This window comes from Kitasatospora sp. NPDC002040 (genome assembly GCF_040296785.1).
In the GTDB taxonomy this organism is placed as follows: Bacteria; Actinomycetota; Actinomycetes; order Streptomycetales; family Streptomycetaceae; genus Kitasatospora.
This window is the reverse complement of sequence record NZ_JBEOXV010000016.1, coordinates 139,291-157,205: the sequence shown is the minus strand read 5'-3', so window position 1 is coordinate 157,205 and position 17,915 is coordinate 139,291. Positions and strand designations below refer to the sequence as shown.

At 72.6% G+C, this 17,915-nt stretch carries 10 protein-coding genes and 1 rRNA gene; 7 read left to right on the top strand and 4 right to left on the bottom strand.

The window, feature by feature from the left end; translation table 11 throughout:
• Positions 1-86 (top strand): 5S ribosomal RNA (gene rrf / locus ABT118_RS27220); the annotation flags it as partial.
• A gap of 63 nt (positions 87-149) precedes the next feature.
• A complete protein-coding gene (locus ABT118_RS27215) occupies positions 150-983 on the top strand; it encodes a phosphatase PAP2 family protein (RefSeq protein WP_350674350.1) in 834 nt (277 codons plus the stop codon).
• Between the two features lie 11 nt (positions 984-994).
• On the opposite strand, the gene ABT118_RS27210 is transcribed toward ABT118_RS27215, so the two are convergent.
• Together ABT118_RS27210 and ABT118_RS27205 are read right to left on the bottom strand one after the other, a co-directional pair.
• On the bottom strand, positions 995-1,696 hold the full coding sequence (locus ABT118_RS27210; RefSeq protein ID WP_350674347.1) for a response regulator: 702 nt from the start codon (positions 1,694-1,696) through the stop codon (positions 995-997).
• Between the two features lie 40 nt (positions 1,697-1,736).
• Complete coding sequence (locus ABT118_RS27205; RefSeq protein WP_350674342.1) at positions 1,737-3,380, bottom strand: sensor histidine kinase; 1,644 nt, start codon at positions 3,378-3,380, stop codon at positions 1,737-1,739.
• A gap of 142 nt (positions 3,381-3,522) precedes the next feature.
• Between ABT118_RS27205 and ABT118_RS27200 the strand changes: the two genes are divergently transcribed.
• The gene (locus ABT118_RS27200; protein WP_350674339.1) at positions 3,523-4,650 is read left to right on the top strand and encodes a YncE family protein; all 1,128 of its coding nucleotides are present in this window, start codon (positions 3,523-3,525) and stop codon (positions 4,648-4,650) included.
• A gap of 125 nt (positions 4,651-4,775) precedes the next feature.
• Here ABT118_RS27200 and ABT118_RS27195 read toward each other — a convergent pair whose 3' ends face one another.
• Both ABT118_RS27195 and ABT118_RS27190 read right to left on the bottom strand, forming a co-directional pair.
• Positions 4,776-5,330 carry a GPR1/FUN34/YaaH family transporter gene (locus ABT118_RS27195; protein ID WP_350674336.1) on the bottom strand — a complete coding sequence of 185 codons (555 nt, stop codon included), beginning with the start codon at positions 5,328-5,330 and terminating at the stop codon, positions 4,776-4,778.
• Between the two features lie 304 nt (positions 5,331-5,634).
• Positions 5,635-8,187, bottom strand: coding sequence for a SpoIIE family protein phosphatase (locus ABT118_RS27190; protein ID WP_350674333.1), 2,553 nt, complete (start codon positions 8,185-8,187; stop codon positions 5,635-5,637).
• Between the two features lie 508 nt (positions 8,188-8,695).
• Here ABT118_RS27190 and ABT118_RS27185 point away from each other — a divergent pair.
• The 4 genes from ABT118_RS27185 (at position 8,696) to ABT118_RS27170 (ending at position 17,883) form a co-directional block, all read left to right on the top strand.
• A complete protein-coding gene (locus ABT118_RS27185) occupies positions 8,696-13,195 on the top strand; it encodes a HAMP domain-containing protein (RefSeq protein ID WP_502884685.1) in 4,500 nt (1,499 codons plus the stop codon).
• Positions 13,196-13,443: 248 nt separating this feature from the next.
• The gene (locus ABT118_RS27180; RefSeq protein ID WP_350674330.1) at positions 13,444-14,064 is read left to right on the top strand and encodes a response regulator; all 621 of its coding nucleotides are present in this window, start codon (positions 13,444-13,446) and stop codon (positions 14,062-14,064) included.
• A gap of 134 nt (positions 14,065-14,198) precedes the next feature.
• Positions 14,199-16,838: a DNA translocase FtsK gene (locus ABT118_RS27175; RefSeq protein WP_350674325.1), complete on the top strand. Its 2,640-nt coding sequence runs from the start codon at positions 14,199-14,201 to the stop codon at positions 16,836-16,838.
• Between the two features lie 184 nt (positions 16,839-17,022).
• The gene (locus ABT118_RS27170) at positions 17,023-17,883 is read left to right on the top strand and encodes a RodZ domain-containing protein (RefSeq protein WP_350674321.1); all 861 of its coding nucleotides are present in this window, start codon (positions 17,023-17,025) and stop codon (positions 17,881-17,883) included.
• The last annotated feature ends 32 nt before the right edge of the window (positions 17,884-17,915 follow it).

Sequence of the window (17,915 nt, the reverse complement as noted above, 5' to 3'; positions counted from 1 at the left end):
GTTACATTCCGAACCCGGAAGCTAAGCCTCATAGCGCCGATGGTACTGCAGGGGGGACCCTGTGGGAGAGTAGGACGCCGCCGAACAATCATTCAAGAAAAGCCCCCCTCCCATTCGGGAGGGGGGCTTTTCTGCGTTACCCTCTGCCAATGCAGAACCTGACCCTGACCTGGCAGACGGCCGGCGGCGCCGCGGTGGCGCTGTACGGTGCCGCGTACGCCGCCAAGCGGGTGGCGCGGCCCGGAGTGGCGCTGGCCTTCCGGGAGGCGGGGACGCTGTTGGCGCTCTTCACCTTGTGGCAGTTGGTCGGGCATCTCTCGGTGATGAGCACCGATCACGCGCTCGACCGGGCGGATTGGATCCACCGGACCGAGTTGGCCTGGGGGCTGCCGGACGAGGCGGTACTGCAGCGGTCGGCACGGGAGCATCCGTGGCTGATCTCGGCGTCCAACTACTACTACGCGGTGATGCACTTCGGAGTGATGCTGGCGCTGCTGGTGTGGGTGTTCGTCCGGCACCGGGCGCGGTACGCCTGGCTGCGGAACACCGTGGTGCTGACCACGGCGGCGTGTCTGCTGGTCCAGTTCCTGCCGGTGGCGCCGCCGCGGATGCTGCCGGGGAACGGCTTCGTCGACGTGGCTGCGGAGTACGGGCAGTCCGTCTACGGCGGCGCGGTCGGCGGGGTGGTGGCGGACCAGCTCTCCGCGATGCCCTCGGTGCACGTGGCCTGGTGCGTGATCGTGGCCGTCGCGGTGGTCGTGATCGCACCCGGGCCCTGGCGCTGGCTGGCCGTGCTCCACCCGGTGGTCACCGTCTACGTCGTGGTGGTGACGGCCAACCACTTCTGGGCCGACGGCCTGGTGGCGGTCGCCCTGCTGCTGATCGTCTACCTGGTCCAGCACGCAGCCTCCGGCTGGCGCGGCGGCAGCGGTCCGCACGCCGACGCGGGCGCTGTGCAGCAGCGGGACCGTGTGGCGAGCTGAGACCGGCGCTCCTACGCGCTCTCGGGGGTGAGGCCGGCCCGGGTGGCGAGCAGGGCGGCCTGGACGCGGGTGTCGGCGCCGGTGCGGTCGAGGATGGTGTCGATGACCGTCTTCACGCTGTCGGGGCTGATGCCGAGGCGGAGGGCGATCTCCAGGTTGGGCATGCCGGCGCCGAGCAGGGCCAGGGCCTCGCGCTCGGGTGGGGCGAGCGCGGCGATGCGGTCGGCGGCCTCGGTGGCCGGGTCGGTGGTGCCGACGGGGTCACCTTCGAGCATGCGCTTGACGACCAGTCCGGTGACGCCGGGGGAGAGGACGGCGTCTCCGGCAGCTGCGGCGCGGACGGCGCTGATGAGCTCGTGCGGGCCGTCGTCCTTGAGCAGGAAGCCGCTGGCTCCGGCGCGGAGGGCGCGGGTGACGTTCTCCTCCTCGCCGAAGGTGGTGAGCATGACGACCGCGGGCCTGGGGTCGAGCCGGACCAGCTGGTCGATCGCGGCGAGGCCGTCCAGGACGGGCATCCGGATGTCGACCAGGGCCACGTCGATCGGCGCGCGCGCCGCCTCGGCCACCGCTTCGGCGCCGTTGGCGGCCTCGGCCACCACCTGGATGTCCTCGGCATGCTGGAGCACCAGGCGCAGGCCGGCCCGGATGCCGGGCTCGTCGTCGGCCAGGAGTACCCGGATCGGTGTGGTCCGCTCACCGCTGTCGTCGGTCATGCGCAGCTCCCGGTCGGAAAGTGGCTCGGATCGGTGGTCTTCAGGGCGCCATCGGGGTGGTGAAGTGGGAGATTTCGGTCAAAACGTCGTCAGTGAAACAGTATCGGGTGATGTGCAGCCGGTCGTTCTCCGTGGTCCAGCCGGTGTACGGGTACACGCACTCGGTGGTCCTCGCCGGGCGGGCCGGTTCGCGGCCGGCGGCGGCCGAGCGGACGGGCGCGCTGTCCGGGCCGACCACCGAGACGACCTGATTCCGGCTCATCCCGGTGTGCACGGCGCTGACCGGTGGGGGGCCGTCGTACGGGCGGGTCTGCTGGACCAGGCCGAGGCCGAACAGCAGCATCACCCCGAGCCCGGCCAGGGCGAGCGCGGCCGACACCGTGCTGGCGAGTTGGCGGCGGACCCGGCCGCCGGGCTCGGGCAGGAGGGGCGGCAGGGCGGGTCCGTCCCCGGCGGCCTGTTCGGCGCGGGCGCCGGGAGCGGCCGGGTCGGTGGGGAGGATCGCGCGGACCTCGAAGTCGCCGCCCGGGACGGGGCCGACGGTGAGCCGGCCGCCCAGGACGGCGACGCGTTCGCGCAGGCCGTCGAGGCCGCGTCCGCTGCCGAGGCCGGTGGTGACCGTGGGCGGTACAGGCGGTGGGCCGTTGACCACCAGGACCTCGACGCTGCCGGGCAGCTGCGCGACCGTCACCTCGACGGTCGCGCCGACCGCGTACCGGTGCACGTTGGTGAGGGCCTCGCGGACCACCCGGTTGACGGCTCGTCGGACCTGGGGCCTGACATCGGTCAGGTCCTCGCCCTGCCAGTCGAAGGAGACCGGGATGCCGGCCGCGCGGGACTCCTCGACCAGGGCGAGGATGTCGGCCCTGGTCCCGGTGGCGTCGGTCAGCGCGTCCGTCCCGGTGTCACGGCCGAGCGGGCCGAGTACGCCGAGCACCTGGCGCAGCTCGTCCATCGCGTCGCGGCTGGCCTGCCGGAGCTGTTCGGCCTCACCGCTCAGTTGGGGGGCCTGCCGGTCGAGGGCGAGTTCGAGGCCGCCGGCGTGCAGGGAGATCAGGCTGAGCCGGTGGCCGACCAGGTCGTGCATCTCGGCGGCGATCCGGGAGCGCTCGTGGATCCGCGACTCGCTCTCGGCGGAGCGCTTGGCCCGTTCGGCGGCGGCGGTCCGCTCCCGCAGGGCGCCGACCAGCTGGTCCTGCTGGCCGGCGGCGGTGCCGACCAGACCGGGGATCAGAATCGCCACGACCGCGAGCACCCCGCCCTGGGCGAGTGCGTACTGCCAGCGTCCGCCCTGCCAGTAGTCCAGCCGGATCTCGCTGACCACGAGCGGGAGCACGGCGGCGCTGACCAGGACCAGGTCGCGGCGCCAGGGGTGCCCGACCCGGCGGGAGGCGGTGTAGCTGACGATGGCGGTGAGCATGGCCGCGCTGGGCAGGACGCCGACCAGGGCGGCCAGGCCGAGCAGGGCGGCGTTGGGGTAGCGGTGCCGGGTCAGGCTGATGGCGAGTGCCAGGGCGCCCAGCACCAGCAGGGCCTCCCGGTCGAGGGTGCCGGAGAGCCCGACACTGCGCAGCACCGTGAAGGTGATCAGCAGCACCACGCCGCCGACCGCCGCCTCCAGCAGCCACCGCCCGGGTACGGGGGTGGCCGGGCGGTCGGAGGGCAGCAACGGTACGAAGCGCATCTCCCGATTGTGCCGGAGTGGAATCCGGTATTCCGACTGGCGCAACAGCCGATCGGATGACCCGGCTGTCGGCCGATCGCGGTCCGGGCCCGGGCGCCGTCCGCCGGAGGATGGCGGTAGGGCGACGGAAGGCGGTACGGAGATGGGCGGGCGCAGGCTTGCGGTCGGGCTCGCGGCGCTGGCGGTGCTGGCCGCCTGCGGGGGTCCGGCCCCGGTGGCCGAGGAACCGCGACCGGTCCAGCAGCAGTCGCAGCAGCAGACGGAGCAGCAGCAACCGACGGACCCGGCGGGCGGAGCGCCCCGGCCCGGGAGCCTGCTGGTGGCCGACTTCGGCGGCGACAGTGTGACCTTCGTCGACCCGGCGACCGGCCCGACCGGCTCGGTGCGGGTCGGCACCGCGCCGTGGGGCGTCGCGCTCGGTCCGGACGGCCGGGCCTGGGTGGCGGCGGCCGAGGGTGTGGCGGTGGTGGACACCCGGGAGCGGCGGCTGCTGGCGCTGGTGCCGTACCGGACCGCGACCGGGCCGGCCACCACGGGCGAGTACCGGGGCGGCGGCATGGGCATCGCGCTCTCGCCGGACGGGCGGCGGGTGTACGTCGGGGTGAACGTGCCCGGTCGCTCGGGCGTGCTGGAGGTGATCGACACGGCCGGGCAGCAGGTGACCGACGTGGTGCCGGTCGGGCGGCGCCCGTTCGACGTGCTGGTCTCCCCGGACGGCCGGGAGGTCTATGCGGTCGGGCACGACTCCTTCGACGTGACGGCCGTCGGCACGGACGGTCTGCACCCGCGCCGGATGGAGGTGGCGCCGTACGGGACGGAGGGCGGGCTGGGCTCCTGGCTCAAGCCGCACTACGCCGAAGTCCGTTCGGACGGACGGCTGTTGCTGCCCTTCGAGGGGGAGCGGCTGGCGGTGCTCGACCCGGCCACGGGCGCGGTGACGGTCGAGCGGATGACCGCCGACACCCATCAGCACGGCACCGCGCTCACCCCGGACGGCACCCTGCTGGTGGTCGGCACCGGCCCGATCGGGGCCGAGGACCACGGGCCGTCGCTGACGGTCCGCAGCCCCGGCGGCGCCGAGCGGCTGATTCCGCTGGACGGCCCGCACGAGGACGTCGCGGTCTCCCGGGACGGCCGGACGGCGTACGTCACCGGGGGGTTCAGCCGCCCGGGCGGCTGGGACGGGCTCACGGTGGTCGACCTGGCCACGGGCCAGGCCAGGAAGCTGGCGGCGGGCCGGCTGCCGCTCGGCGCGGTGGTGCTCCCCTGAACCGCACGGGACCGGCCGAGTCGAAGCGACCGGACGGCCCCGGACAAGGCCGCAGCCGGGCCGCCCGGTGGGGCGGGCGGCCCGGCTGCGGTGCTGCGGTGAGTTGAACTACCCTGCGGCGAGCCTCACTTGGTCGGCAGGAGGGCCCGGCCCCAGCCGCTCTCGGTGAGCGAGGCGGTGGCGGAGTACCAGGCGGCCAGACCGGCGACGGCGGCCAGCCAGGCGCCCGCCTTGCCCAGGCCCCCGCTGCTGTTCAGCACGCCGAGCGCGCTGAGCACCAGCGAGAGGGTGAACAGGCCGTAGATGAGGCGGCCGATCAGGCCGGCCTTCCAGCCGGCCAGCGTCAGGGTCAGCGCGAGCAGGGCCCAGAGCAGCAGGAACAGTGCGGCGGCGTTCTTGCCCGCGCCACCCGCTGTCGACCAGGTCGCCCAGAAGGCGCCGAGGCCGGTGAAGGCGGTGCCGGTGAAGCCGTCGCCGCTGCGCAGCTGCCAGAGGCCGGCGACGAACAGGGTCAGCCCGCCGACCAGGTGGGCGACTGAGGCGGCGTCCTTGAGGCCGGTGCCGGAGAAGATCCCGGTGCCGAGGATGCCGTACGCGAGAAGGGTCAGACCGAGGGCCAGGTAGCCGAGGTTACCGGCATCGGCGGATCGGGCGTTCGCCCCGGAAGCTTCGTTGCTCACCGGAGGCTCCTTTCACTCTGGGCGCCGCAGACGCGGCAGGAGCGTGCGTGAAGTGGGTGCGCGGGCCGGCCGTGGGCGCACGGAACCAGGGACGGTCCCACGGTGCGGGCGGCTGCGGCTGAGTGATGAACCGGCAGGTCGGAGCTGTCGGTCGAGTCCCCTCCGGGGTGTTCCCCGGTGAGATCGGTGTACCCGGCCCGAGCGGGCTTGTACCCTTGTGAATCCCACAATTTGTCGGGTCGTCAGATGTCCGGCGACCACTGTGGGGCGACTACTGCACGCCTGGGGGCGGCCGGTGCGCGAGTCAGCCCGTGCGCTGCTCGGGAATGCGCAGGGTGAGGATGGCCATGTCGTCCGACGGCGGCTCGGGGGCGAAGCGTTCGACCGCCCGCTGCACCCGGGCGGCGACCGCGCCGGCGGTCAGCCCGGTACAGCCGCTGAGGACGGCGGCCAGGCCGTCGTCGCCCAGCATCCGCTGCCCCTCCCGGCGTTCGGTGACGCCGTCGGTGACGCAGAGCAGGACCTCGCCGGGGTGCAGGACGAACTGCTCGGCCACCAGATCGAGTTCGTCCATCACGCCGAGCAGCGGCTGCGGGGTGGCGGCGGCGTCGACCCGGCCGTCCACGGTGAGGCGCAGCGGCAGCGGGTGCCCGGCGCAGACCAGCGAGAGCTCGGTGCTGCCGTCCGCCCGGGGCGTCAACTCGCCGTAGAGCAGGGTGAGGAAGCGGCTGCGGCTGCCCTCGTCGAGGATCGCGGTGTTGAGCCGCCCGAGCAGCTGCGGGCCGTCCAGGCCCTCCCGCGCCAGCAGGCGCAGCGCGTGCCGGGCCAGGCCGGTGACCGCGGCGGCCTCGGGGCCGGTGCCGCAGACGTCGCCGATGGCGAAGCCGTAGGTGCCCTCGCGGATCGGGAAGATGTCGTAGAAGTCGCCGCCGACCTCGTTGCCCTCGCCCGCGGCCTGGTAGAAGACCTCCACCTCGACGCCCGGGATCTTGGGCAACTCCGGTGGCAGCAGAGCGCGTTGGAATGCCTGGCTGGTGGCGGTGCGCTCGGAGTAGAGCCGCGAGTTGTCCAGTGCCAGGGCGGCCCGGCGGGACAGGTCCTGGGCCAGTTCGAGCATCTCCTGGCGGAACCGCTGGCCGGTCGAGACCCCGAGCACCAGCAGGCCGATCACCCGGTTCCTGGCGGCCAGCGGGAGCACCACGGTCTCGCCGAGCAGCCCGGTCAGCCCGGGGCTGTCGGCCTGCCCGCCCTGCCGGGCGGTCTCGACCGGGGCGTTCCAGAACCGGACCCCGTTGTCGGGGCTGGCCTCGGGGGCCGGGGTCTTGTCGAGCAGTGCCCGCAGCTGGTCGATCCGGTCCTCGTCCTGGTGCAGGACGAAGGCCAGGTCGGCGCCGGAGTCGTGGGTGGTGTAGACGGCGCACCAGGTGGCCAGCGTGGGCACCGCCATCTGCGCCATCAGGGCCAGGGTCTGGCCGTGTTCGAGGGTGCCCGCGAGCAGGTCGGAGGCCTCCACCAGGAAGGAGAGCGAGCCGCGCCGCAGCCGCTCCAGCTCGGTCAGCCGGGCGCTCTCCAGCGCCAGCGCGACCCGGTCGGCGGCGAACTGCAGCCGCAGCGCGTCCTCGTTGTCGTACCGGCCCGGTGCGGCGGCGGCCACCCCGAGCGAGCCGGTGAGCCGGCCGTCCACCTTGAGCGGGACGGTGATCAGCGAGCGCAGCCCCGAACCGGCCAGCAGCGGTGCGACGTTGGGCCGCACCGCGAGGTCCTCGTGCACGGCGGGCAGCCGGGCCGAGTCGTACCGCCCGGCCCCGGAGTCGACCGGGATCGGGGCGTGCCGACGGCCCGCCCCGGGCAGGCCGGTGGCGGCGCGGAGCTCGAACTCGGTCTCGTCGTCGGTGGTCAGCAGCAGGTACGCGGCGTCGGCGTCCAGCAGGTCGCGGGCCCGCTCGACGATCCGCTGCAGCAGCCCGCCCAGGTCGTCCGGAGCGATGTGGCCGACCAGCAGGTCCAGCGGCTCGATGCCGACCGGGGCGTCCGAGCCGGTGGCGGGGGAGCGCAGCACCGCCCGGTCGGTCTCGCGCACCAGCAGGCAGAGCGTGGACGGGACGCCGTGGGTGTCCCGGACCCGGACCTGGACGGCGTACACCTCGGCCTCCGGGCCGTCGGCGCCGCCGGGCCGGATCGAGAAGCCGCCCTCCCAGCGGGCCAGCCGGAGCGTCTCCGGCAGGGCGGGGCCGTTCGCGGGCCAGTGCACGTACGAGGACCAGGGGCGGTCGAGCGCCTGCTCGGCGGGGAGCTGGAACAGCACTTCGGCGTCCGGGTTCCAGGACCGGACCAGGCCCTGCTCGTCGACCTGGACCACGGCGACCAGCACCGGGCCGTCGGCGCCGGGGAGTTCACCGCCGGGCAGGGCGGGCAGCGCGTACCGGGTGCCGATGATGTGCTCGGGGAGGGCGAGGCGGAACCAGACCGTCTTCTGTCCGGCGGAGTACTCGACGCCCCAGCAGCTGGAGATGGCCGAGCACATCAGCAGGCCGCGGCCGCCCTCGCCGTCCGGGTCGCCGTAGCGCTCGGAGCCCTGGGCGGGGACGTTGGCGAAGGAGGGGAGGCCGCGCTCGGGGTGGCGGTCCGTCACCTCGATCCGGATCGTGGTCTCCTCGCGCAGGCAGCCCACCTCGGCGGCCGTCCCGGCGTGCACCACCGCGTTCGTCACCAGCTCGCTGACCAGCACCACGGCGTCGTCGACCACCTCGGGCAGGCCCCAGCCGAGCAGGGCGTCGCGGACGAAGCCGCGGGCCGCTGCCGCGGACCGGCCGACCGGTTCGAAGGTGGCCGCTGCGCGCGCGGTGACGGTGACCACGTGCCACTTCTCCCATCAGGTCCGAGTGCTCCGGCCCGGCCTGCCTGCCCGGTCGTCGGGCGTCCTCGGGTCGGTGCAGCGTCCCACCCTACTTTCCAGCGGCACCTCCGTGGGCCACGGGAGCGGAATCCGGCACCTCCGGGTGATTTTGACCGGCCGGTTTGCGCGCAGCGGGTGCAGACCGTGTGCAACGGGACGGACACTCGACGACGGTACTGCCAGACTGGGGGGTCCGCAGCACCCGGCCGAAGGGTTACGGTCGAGGTGCGCCGGCGTCCGCCCCGAGTGCGGCGGGTCGGTGGTCATCCCGAAGGGGGTGGCGTGGAGACGGTCACAATGTGGGAGGGCCTCGTTGAGTTCGGCCACCAAGGACGTACCCGGCACCACCCCGACGACCGCCCGCCCGGGCGGCCGTCCGACGGTGCGGGCCGCCTCGGGGCGGCGCCCGAACCACAACCGGGGGGCCGAGCCCGCGGACCTGCGCAAGCTGCTCGGTGCGCTGACCGCGATGCGGGACGGCAACTTCCGGCGGCGGCTGACGGTGCCCGGCGACGGGCCGCTGGCCGAGATCGCGGCGGTCTTCAACGAGGTGGCCGAGCGGAACCAGCACCTGACCGGTGAGCTGGCCCGGGTCCGGCGGGCGGTGGGCCGGGAGGGCCGGCTGTCCGAGCGGCTGGAGAGCGGGGTCGGCGAGGGCGCCTGGATGGCGGCGGTCGACAACTGCAACGCGCTGATCGACGACCTGGCCCGCCCGATGGCCGAGGTCGGCCGGGTGCTCACCTCGATCTCCGAGGGCGACCTGGACCAGCGGATGGAGCTGCGCTCGGTCCACACCAACGGGGCCAGCCACCCGCTGCGCGGCGAGTTCCTCAAGGTCGGCCGGACGGTGAACGGCCTGGTCGACCAGCTCTCCGAGTTCACCGACGAGGTGACCCGGGTCGCCATCGAGGTGGGTACCGAGGGCAAGCTCGGCGGTCAGGCCAGGGTGCGCGGCGCGACCGGCAGTTGGAAGGACCTGGCCGACTCGGTCAACACCATGGCCGGCCGGCTCACCGCCCAGGTGCGCAACATCGCCGAGGTGACCACGGCGGTGGCCAAGGGTGACCTCTCGCACAAGGTCACGGTGGACGTGGCCGGCGAGATGCTGGAGCTGAAGAACACCGTCAACACGATGGTGGACCAGCTCAACGGCTTCTCCGTCCAGGTGACCCGGGTGGCCCGCGAGGTGGGTACCGAGGGCCGGCTGGGCGGCCAGGCCCAGGTGCCGGGCGTGGCCGGGGTCTGGCGCGACCTGACCGACTCGGTCAACTTCATGGCCAACAACCTGACCGCCCAGGTGCGCAACATCGCCGAGGTGACCACGGCGGTGGCCAAGGGCGACCTCTCGCGCAAGATCGAGGTCGACGCCCGGGGCGAGATCCTGGAGTTGAAGAACACCATCAACACGATGGTGGACCAGCTCTCCGGCTTCGCCGAGCAGGTCACCCGGGTGGCCCGCGCGGTGGGCACCGAGGGCATCCTCGGCGGCCAGGCGCAGGTGCCCGGCGTGGCCGGGGTCTGGAAGGACCTGACCGAGAACGTCAACTCGATGGCCAACAACCTCACCAGCCAGGTGCGGAACATCGCCCAGGTCACCACCGCCGTCGCCAAGGGCGACCTGTCGCAGAAGATCAAGGTCGACGCGCGCGGCGAGATCCTGGAGCTGAAGAACACCATCAACACGATGGTCGACCAGCTCGGGGCCTTCGCCGACGAGGTGACCCGGGTCGCCCGGGACGTCGGCACCGAGGGCATCCTCGGCGGGCAGGCCAGCGTGCCGGGGGTCTCCGGCACCTGGAAGGACCTGACCAACAGCGTCAACCTGATGGCCAACAACCTGACCAGCCAGGTCCGCAACATCGCCGAGGTGACCACCGCGGTGGCGCGCGGCGACGTCTCCAAGAAGATCACCGTCGACGCCCGCGGCGAGATCCGCGAGCTGGTGCTCACCGTCAACACCATGGTCGACCAGCTCTCCGCCTTCGCGGACGAGGTGACCCGGGTGGCCCGCGAGGTCGGTACCGAGGGCATCCTGGGCGGCCAGGCCAGGGTCAGCGGCGTGTCCGGCATCTGGCGGGACCTGACCGACAACGTCAACTTCATGGCCTCCAACCTGACTTCGCAGGTCCGCAACATCGCCGAGGTCGCCACCGCGGTGGCGCGCGGCGACCTGTCGAAGAAGATCACCATCGAGGCGCAGGGCGAAGTCGCCGCCCTGGCCGGCACCTTGAACACGATGGTGGACCAGCTGAGCGCCTTCGCGGTCGAAGTGACCCGAGTGGCGCGCGAGGTGGGCACCGACGGCATCCTGGGCGGCCAGGCCGGCGTACCCGGGGTCGCGGGCATCTGGAAGGACCTGACCGACAACGTCAACCAGATGGCCAACAACCTGACCGGGCAGGTCCGCAACATCGCCCTGGTCATCACGGCGGTCGCCAGGGGCGACCTGTCGCAGAAGATCGACGTGGACGCACGCGGCGAGATCCTGGAGCTCAAGACCAGCATCAACATCATGGTGGACCAGCTCGGCGCCTTCGCCGACGAGGTCACCCGGGTCGCCCGCGAGGTCGGCACCGACGGCCGCCTCGGCGGCCAGGCCCGGGTGCCCGGCGTGGACGGCACCTGGCAGGACCTGACCGTCTCGGTGAACGAACTCGCCGACAACCTGACCCGCCAGGTCCGCGCGATCGCCCAGGTCGCCACCGCCGTGACCCGGGGCGACCTCAGCCTGCGGATCGACGTGGACGCGTCCGGAGAGCTCGACGAGCTCAAGGACAACATCAACCAGATGATCGCCAACCTGCGCGAGACCACCAGGACCAACCAGGAACAGGACTGGCTCAAGACCAACCTGGCCCGGATCTCCGGCCTGCTCCAGGGCCGCCGCGACCTGGAGGCGGTCGCCGCCCTGATCATGACCGAGCTCACCCCGGTGGTCTCGGCCCAGCACGGCGCCTTCTTCCTGGCCCAGCCGGCCGGCCGGACCGCCGAGCTGATCACCGAGGACGACGACGAGAACGACACCGTGCTGCGCCTGATCGGCAGCTACGGCTACCAGCGCCGCTCGATGCCGACCACCTTCCGCCCGGGCGAGGGCCTGGTCGGCCAGGCGGCGGTTGAGAAGCGCTCGATCATGCTCAAGGAGACCCCGCCCGGCTACCTGAAGATCGCCTCCGGCCTGGGCGAGGCCAGCCCGGCCCACGTGGTGGTGCTGCCGGTGCTGTTCGAGGGGCGGCTGCTCGGTGTGATCGAGCTGGCCACCTTCTCCTCCTTCACCACCGTCGCGATCGACTTCCTGAACCAGATCGCCGACCTGATCGGCGTCACCGTCAACACCATCAGCGTCAACACCAAGACCGAGGGCCTGCTGCTGGAGTCCCAGCGGCTCACCGCCGAACTCTCGATGCGGTCGGCCGAGTTGGAGGCCCGCCAGGAGGAGCTGGAGCGCACCAACGAGGAGCTCCAGGAGAAGGCCGAGCAACTCGCCCAGCAGAACCGGGACATCGAGATCAAGAACAGCGAGATCGAGGAGGCCCGGCAGATCCTGGAGGAGCGCGCCGAGCAGCTCGCGCTCGCCTCGCGCTACAAGAGCGAGTTCCTCGCCAACATGTCGCACGAGCTACGCACCCCGCTCAACTCGCTGCTGATCCTGGCCAAGCTGCTCTCCGACAACAACGAGGGCAACCTCTCCTCCAAGCAGGTCGAGTTCGCCGAGACCATCCACGGCGCGGGCTCCGACCTGCTCCAGCTGATCAACGACATCCTCGACCTGTCCAAGGTCGAGGCGGGCAAGATGGACGTCCGCCCGGCCAAGATCGCCCTGGTCCAGCTGGTCGACTACGTCGAGGCGGCGTTCCGCCCGCTCACCGCGGACAAGAACCTGGACTTCGCGGTGGTGGTCTCGCCCGACCTCCCGGTCACCCTGCACACCGACGAGCAGCGGCTCCAGCAGGTGCTGCGCAACCTGCTCTCCAACGCGGTCAAGTTCACCGACAGCGGCGCGGTCGAGCTGCGGATCCGCCGCGCCGACGGTGCCGTCCCGCAGCACGTCCGGGAACAGCTGCTGGAGAACGGCGCGATCGCCGACCCGGACGAGCCGCTGATCGCCTTCTCGGTCTCCGACACCGGGATCGGCATCCCCGGCAACAAGCTGCGGGAGATCTTCGAGGCGTTCAAGCAGGCCGACGGCGGCACCAGCCGCAAGTACGGCGGCACCGGCCTGGGGCTGTCGATCAGCCGTGAGATCGCCCGCCTGCTCGGCGGCGAGATCCACGCCGAGAGCGAGCTCGGCGAGGGCTCCGCCTTCACCCTCTACCTGCCGCTGCGCAGCGAGGCCCCGGACGCCCCCGGCCAGGACCGGCTGCTGCTGCCCGCGGTCCGCGCCACCATCGCGGTCACCCCGGTCGGCACGCCCGTCCCGATCGGCGAGAACCCGGCCGAGCACTGGGCCCAGGAGGTGCGGGAGCTGGCCGAGGTACGCCGCCGGGGCGCGGCCGAACGCCGCCGCGCCGCCGCCGAGGAGTCCGCCCCGACGCCCCGTCAGGAGCTGGCCGGCACCGTGCCCGCCCAGTTCCAGGGCCGGTTCGACGGGGAGCAGGTGCTGATCGTCGACGACGACATCCGCAACGTCTTCGCGCTCACCAGCGTGCTGGAGCAGTACGGCCTGACCGTGCTCTACGCCGAGAACGGGCGCGAGGGCATCGAGGTGCTGGAGCAGCACGAGGACGTGGCCCTGGTGCTGATGGACATCATGATGCCGGAGATGGACGGCTACGCGACCACCGAGGCGATCCGGCGGATGCCGCAGTACGCCGGGCTGCCGATCATCGCGCTCACCGCCAAGGCGATGAAGGGCGACAAGGAGAAGAGCCTGGAGGCCGGCGCGACCGACCACGTCACCAAGCCGGTGGAGACCGATCACCTGTTGGCGGTGATGCGCCACTGGCTGCCAGCCGCCAAGGGCAGGTAGTCGCCGGGGGTGCGCTCTCCCGCTGCACTGGCGGGTTCGCGCGGGAACGGGGTAAGGTCGCGCATCGTTGCGAACAGTGACCGAATGGTGACGTGGTGCTCCGGCGCCGCTGTGGGCTTCGGCACTGTCGCGCTGCCGATCGCCGGGAGCGACGTGGCGGGCGAGGGGGTGCGGCTAGCATGACCGGGGCAGTGGTGGGCGGCGCGAAGGCCGCCGCTATCGGCAGACAACCGGCAGGAGGGCGGGTCGTGGTGCAGAAAGCGAAGATCCTCCTGGTCGACGACCGGCCGGAGAACCTGCTGGCACTGGAGGCGATCCTCTCCGCGCTGGACCAGACACTGGTCCGGGCCGCGTCCGGCGAGGAGGCGCTCAAGGCGCTGCTCACCGACGACTTCGCGGTGATCCTGCTGGACGTCCAGATGCCCGGCATGGACGGCTTCGAGACCGCCTCGCACATCAAGCGCCGGGAGCGGACGCGGGACATCCCGATCATCTTCCTGACCGCGATCAACCACGGTCCGCACCACACCTTCCGCGGCTACGCGGCCGGCGCGGTCGACTACATCTCCAAGCCCTTCGACCCGTGGGTGCTCCGGGCCAAGGTCTCGGTCTTCGTGGACCTGTACGTGAAGAACTGTCAGCTCAAGGAGCAGGCGGCGCTGTTGCGGCTGCAGCTGGAGGCCGGCGAGACGCCGGTGCTCGGCGAGCTGTCGGCGCGGCTGGCGGCGGTCGAGGAGCAGGCGGAGGCGCTGGTCAAGCAGCTCGACAGCTCTCCGGACCAGGCGGCGGCCGCCACCGCGGCGCACCTGGAGCGGAAGCTGGCGGGGCTGCGGAAGGCGCTCGACGCGCTGCGGCCCGGAGCCGGCTAGCACCGCCGTTCCCCGGTTCCTCGGCCGCAACTGCCTTGGGACGCAGGCACAGCTGGGGGCGTGCGAAAAATGGTGTGCGCCCTGAGTGTGCGTCACCTGCCCGGCGGGCGCGGCCCCCGGTAGGCTGCTGTCCCATGGCCACACGTACGCCCGGCGCGGCAGCGCGCGCCCCGAAGCCCGGGCCGGCCAAGAAGGCTCCGGCCAAGAAGGCGCCCGCGAAGAAGGCGGCGGCTCCGGCCGCCAAGAAGGCGGTTCCGGCGAAGAAGGCGGCCGCCGCCGCCCCGAGGCCGGCTCCGCCGAAGCCGATACTGTTCCGCGCCGTACGCGCCGTCTGGCTGGGCGTGGCGCACGCCGTCGGCGCCACCTTCCGCGGCTTCGGCGACGGCGCGAAGAACCTGCCCCCGGCGCACCGCAAGGACGGGGTCGCGCTCCTGCTGCTGGCCCTGGCGCTGGTGACCGCCGCCGGGACGTGGTTCAGCCCGCAGGGGTGGCTCGGCGAGGCGGCCACGGCCGTGGTGTCGGGCCTGTTCGGCCGGCTGGACGTGCTGGTGCCGTTCCTGCTCGCGGCGGTCTCGGTCCGGCTGATGCGGCACCCCGAGCTGCCGGAGGCCAACGGCCGGATCGCGGTCGGGCTGAGCGCGCTGGTGGTCGGCGTGCTCGGGCTGGTGCACATCGGCTGCGGGGCGCCCGCGATGGGCAGCGGGGCGACCCGGATACGGTCCGCCGGCGGGATCTTCGGCTGGGCCGCGTCCACCCCGATGATGGCCGCCGCCGGGCCGCCGCTGGCGGTCCCGCTGCTGCTGCTGGTCGCCTTCTTCGGGCTGCTGGTGGTCACCGCGACCCCGGTCAACAAGATCCCCGAGCGGCTGCGCGCGCTGGGCGAGAAGCTCGGCGTGGTCGAGGCCCCCGAGCGGGCTGACGCCCTGGAGCAGGAGCGCGAGTACTCCACCGCCCCGCCCGAGGACGCCGACCCGGACGCGCTGCCGTACACCGTGGAGGGCCCCGAGGACGAGATCGGCGCCCGGCGCCGCCGCCGGCGCAGGAAGTCCGACGAGCCCGCGCCGGAGCCGCTGACGGAGGACCAGGACCCGTACCAGACCAGGGACATCGCGGCCGGGGTGGCCGCCGACCTGGACGGTGCGCTGCTCTACGGGGTGCCCGCCTCCCCGGCGGTGGCGAGCATGCTGCACCAGGTCAAGGACAACACCGCCCCGCCCGAGGAGGCGGCCGTCCCGGCCGCCCGCGCCTCCGACGCCCCGGACGGGCACGGCGAGGCCCCGGTCCGGATGGAGCAGCTGCAGCTGGCCGGGGACATCACGTACGCGCTGCCCTCGCTGGACCTGCTGGAGCGCGGCGCCCCGGGCAAGGCCCGCAGCGCGCTGAACGACGAGGTGGTGGCCCAGCTCAGCGGCGTGTTCAGCGAGTTCAAGGTGGACGCCAAGGTCACCGGCTTCACCCGCGGCCCGACGGTCACCCGGTACGAGGTCGAGCTCGGCCCGGCCGTGAAGGTGGAGCGGATCACCGCGCTGGGCAAGAACATCGCCTATGCGGTGGCCAGCGCGGACGTCCGGATCATCAGCCCGATCCCCGGCAAGTCGGCGGTCGGCGTGGAGATCCCGAACCGGGACCGCGAGATGGTCAACCTGGGCGACCTGCTGCGCTCGCGCACGGCCGCCGAGGACACCCACCCGCTGATGGTCGGGATGGGCAAGGACGTCGAGGGCCACACCGTGATGGCCAACCTGGCGAAGATGCCGCACATCCTGGTCGCCGGCGCCACCGGCGCGGGCAAGTCCTCCTGCATCAACTGCCTGATCACCTCGGTGCTGGTGCGCTCCACCCCGGACGAGGTGCGGATGGTGCTGGTCGACCCCAAGCGGGTCGAGCTGACCGCGTACGAGGGCATCCCGCACCTGATCACGCCGATCATCACCAACCCGAAGAAGGCCGCCGAGGCGCTCCAGTGGGTCGTGCGCGAGATGGACATGCGCTACGACGACCTGGCGGCGTTCGGCTTCCGGCACGTGGACGACTTCAACGCGGCGGTGAAGGCCGGCACCCTGAAGCCGCCGCTGGGCAGCGAGCGGGAGCTGACGCCCTATCCGTACCTGCTGGTGATCGTCGACGAGCTGGCCGACCTGATGATGGTCGCCCCGCGCGACGTCGAGGACTCGGTGGTCCGGATCACCCAGCTGGCCCGGGCCGCCGGTATCCACCTGGTGCTGGCCACCCAGCGGCCCTCGGTGGACGTGGTGACCGGTCTGATCAAGGCCAACGTCCCGTCCCGGCTGGCCTTCGCGACCTCCGCGATGATGGACTCCCGGGTCATCCTGGACCAGCCGGGCGCCGAGAAGCTGATCGGCAAGGGCGACGCGCTGTTCCTGCCGATGGGCGCCTCCAAGCCGGTCCGGATGCAGGGCGCCTTCGTCACCGAGGCGGAGATCGCCCGGGTGGTGCAGCACTGCAAGGACCAGCTGACGGCCCGATACCGCGAGGACGTGGTGGTCGGCGGCGGCCCGAAGAAGGAGATCGACGAGGAGATCGGCGACGACCTCGACCTGCTGATCCAGGCGGCCGAGCTGGTGGTCTCGACCCAGTTCGGCTCCACCTCGATGCTCCAGCGCAAGCTGCGGGTCGGCTTCGCCAAGGCCGGCCGGCTGATGGACCTGATGGAGTCGCGCGGCATCGTCGGCCCGAGCGAGGGCTCGAAGGCCCGCGACGTGCTGATCACCCCGGACGAACTCGACGCCGTACTCATCACCATCCGCGGATGACCTCACTCGTTCGGGGGAGGGGAACCGGGGACGGGCCGGGTACGTCCCATCGAGCACCGCCCGCTGATCCGGTGTCAGTCCCGGCGGGTCCCGCACGTTCGGGCCTACTCCGCTTGAGAAAGCCTCCGGGCCCGCCCATAGACTGTTCATTCAGCAGGTGGCCAACGCTCGAAAGGCGCGCCCAGTGACCATCGGCAAGTCCTCGCCCCGCGACAACCGCCGGTCCTCCGCCCCCGACTCCGCGACCGTGCCCCCGGCCGCTCCGGAGCCGGTCGCCGACCTGCCCGAGATCGGCCGGGTGCTGGCCGACGCCCGTCGGCAGGCCGGGTTGACGATCGATCAGATCAGCGCCGACACCCGGGTCCGGGTACCGATCCTGCACGCCATCGAGGAGGACGACTACTCCCGCTGCGGCGGCGACTTCTACGCCCGGGGCCACATCAGGGCCTTCGCCAAGGCGGTCGGGGTGGACGGCGAGGCGCTGGTCGCCCGCTTCGACGCCGCGCACGGCGGCTCGCCCGCGGCGCAGCGGCCGGCCCAGCTGCTGGACACCGGTCCGATCAAGATCACCGATCACCGCCGTCCGAACTGGACCGCCGCCATGGTGGCCGCGATCGTCGCGGTGGTCGCACTGATCGGCTTCAACCTGGCCTCCGGCGAGAAGACCGCCACCACCGCAGGCTCGGCCAGCGCCCCGCTGCCCAGCACCCCGCCCTCCGCCCCGGCCACCGTCCAGCCGCCGGCCCCCGCGCCGAGCGTCCAGGCGATCGCGGCCGCCCCGGCCGACAAGGTCACCGTGAAGCTGGTCGCCGAGGGCGGCACCAGCTGGGTCTCCGCCAGCGACGGCAAGGGCAAGTCGCTGTTCCAGAACAACCTGGAGCAGGGCACCGACCAGACCTTCACCGATCCCAAGCAGGTCAAGCTGGTGATCGGCAACGCGGGTGCCGTGCACGTGTACGTCAACGGCAAGGACCTCGGCCCGGCCGGCCAGGAGGGCCAGGTCAAGCACCTGACCTACACCCCCGGCGACCCGCAGGCGGGCTGAACCGCAACAAAACAGGGCGCGCGGACTCCGGG

Excerpts from the sequence above, each read along its gene's own strand:
- ABT118_RS27215 (WP_350674350.1), top strand. The coding sequence starts at position 150 with ATGCAGAACCTGACCCTGACCTGGCAGACGGCCGGCGGCGCCGCGGTG.
- ABT118_RS27205 (WP_350674342.1), bottom strand. The coding sequence starts at position 3,380 with ATGCGCTTCGTACCGTTGCTGCCCTCCGACCGCCCGGCCACCCCCGTA.
- ABT118_RS27210 (WP_350674347.1), bottom strand. The coding sequence starts at position 1,696 with ATGACCGACGACAGCGGTGAGCGGACCACACCGATCCGGGTACTCCTG.
- ABT118_RS27200 (WP_350674339.1), top strand. The coding sequence starts at position 3,523 with ATGGGCGGGCGCAGGCTTGCGGTCGGGCTCGCGGCGCTGGCGGTGCTG.
- ABT118_RS27185 (WP_502884685.1), top strand. The coding sequence starts at position 8,696 with ATGCGGGACGGCAACTTCCGGCGGCGGCTGACGGTGCCCGGCGACGGG.
- ABT118_RS27175 (WP_350674325.1), top strand. The coding sequence starts at position 14,199 with ATGGCCACACGTACGCCCGGCGCGGCAGCGCGCGCCCCGAAGCCCGGG.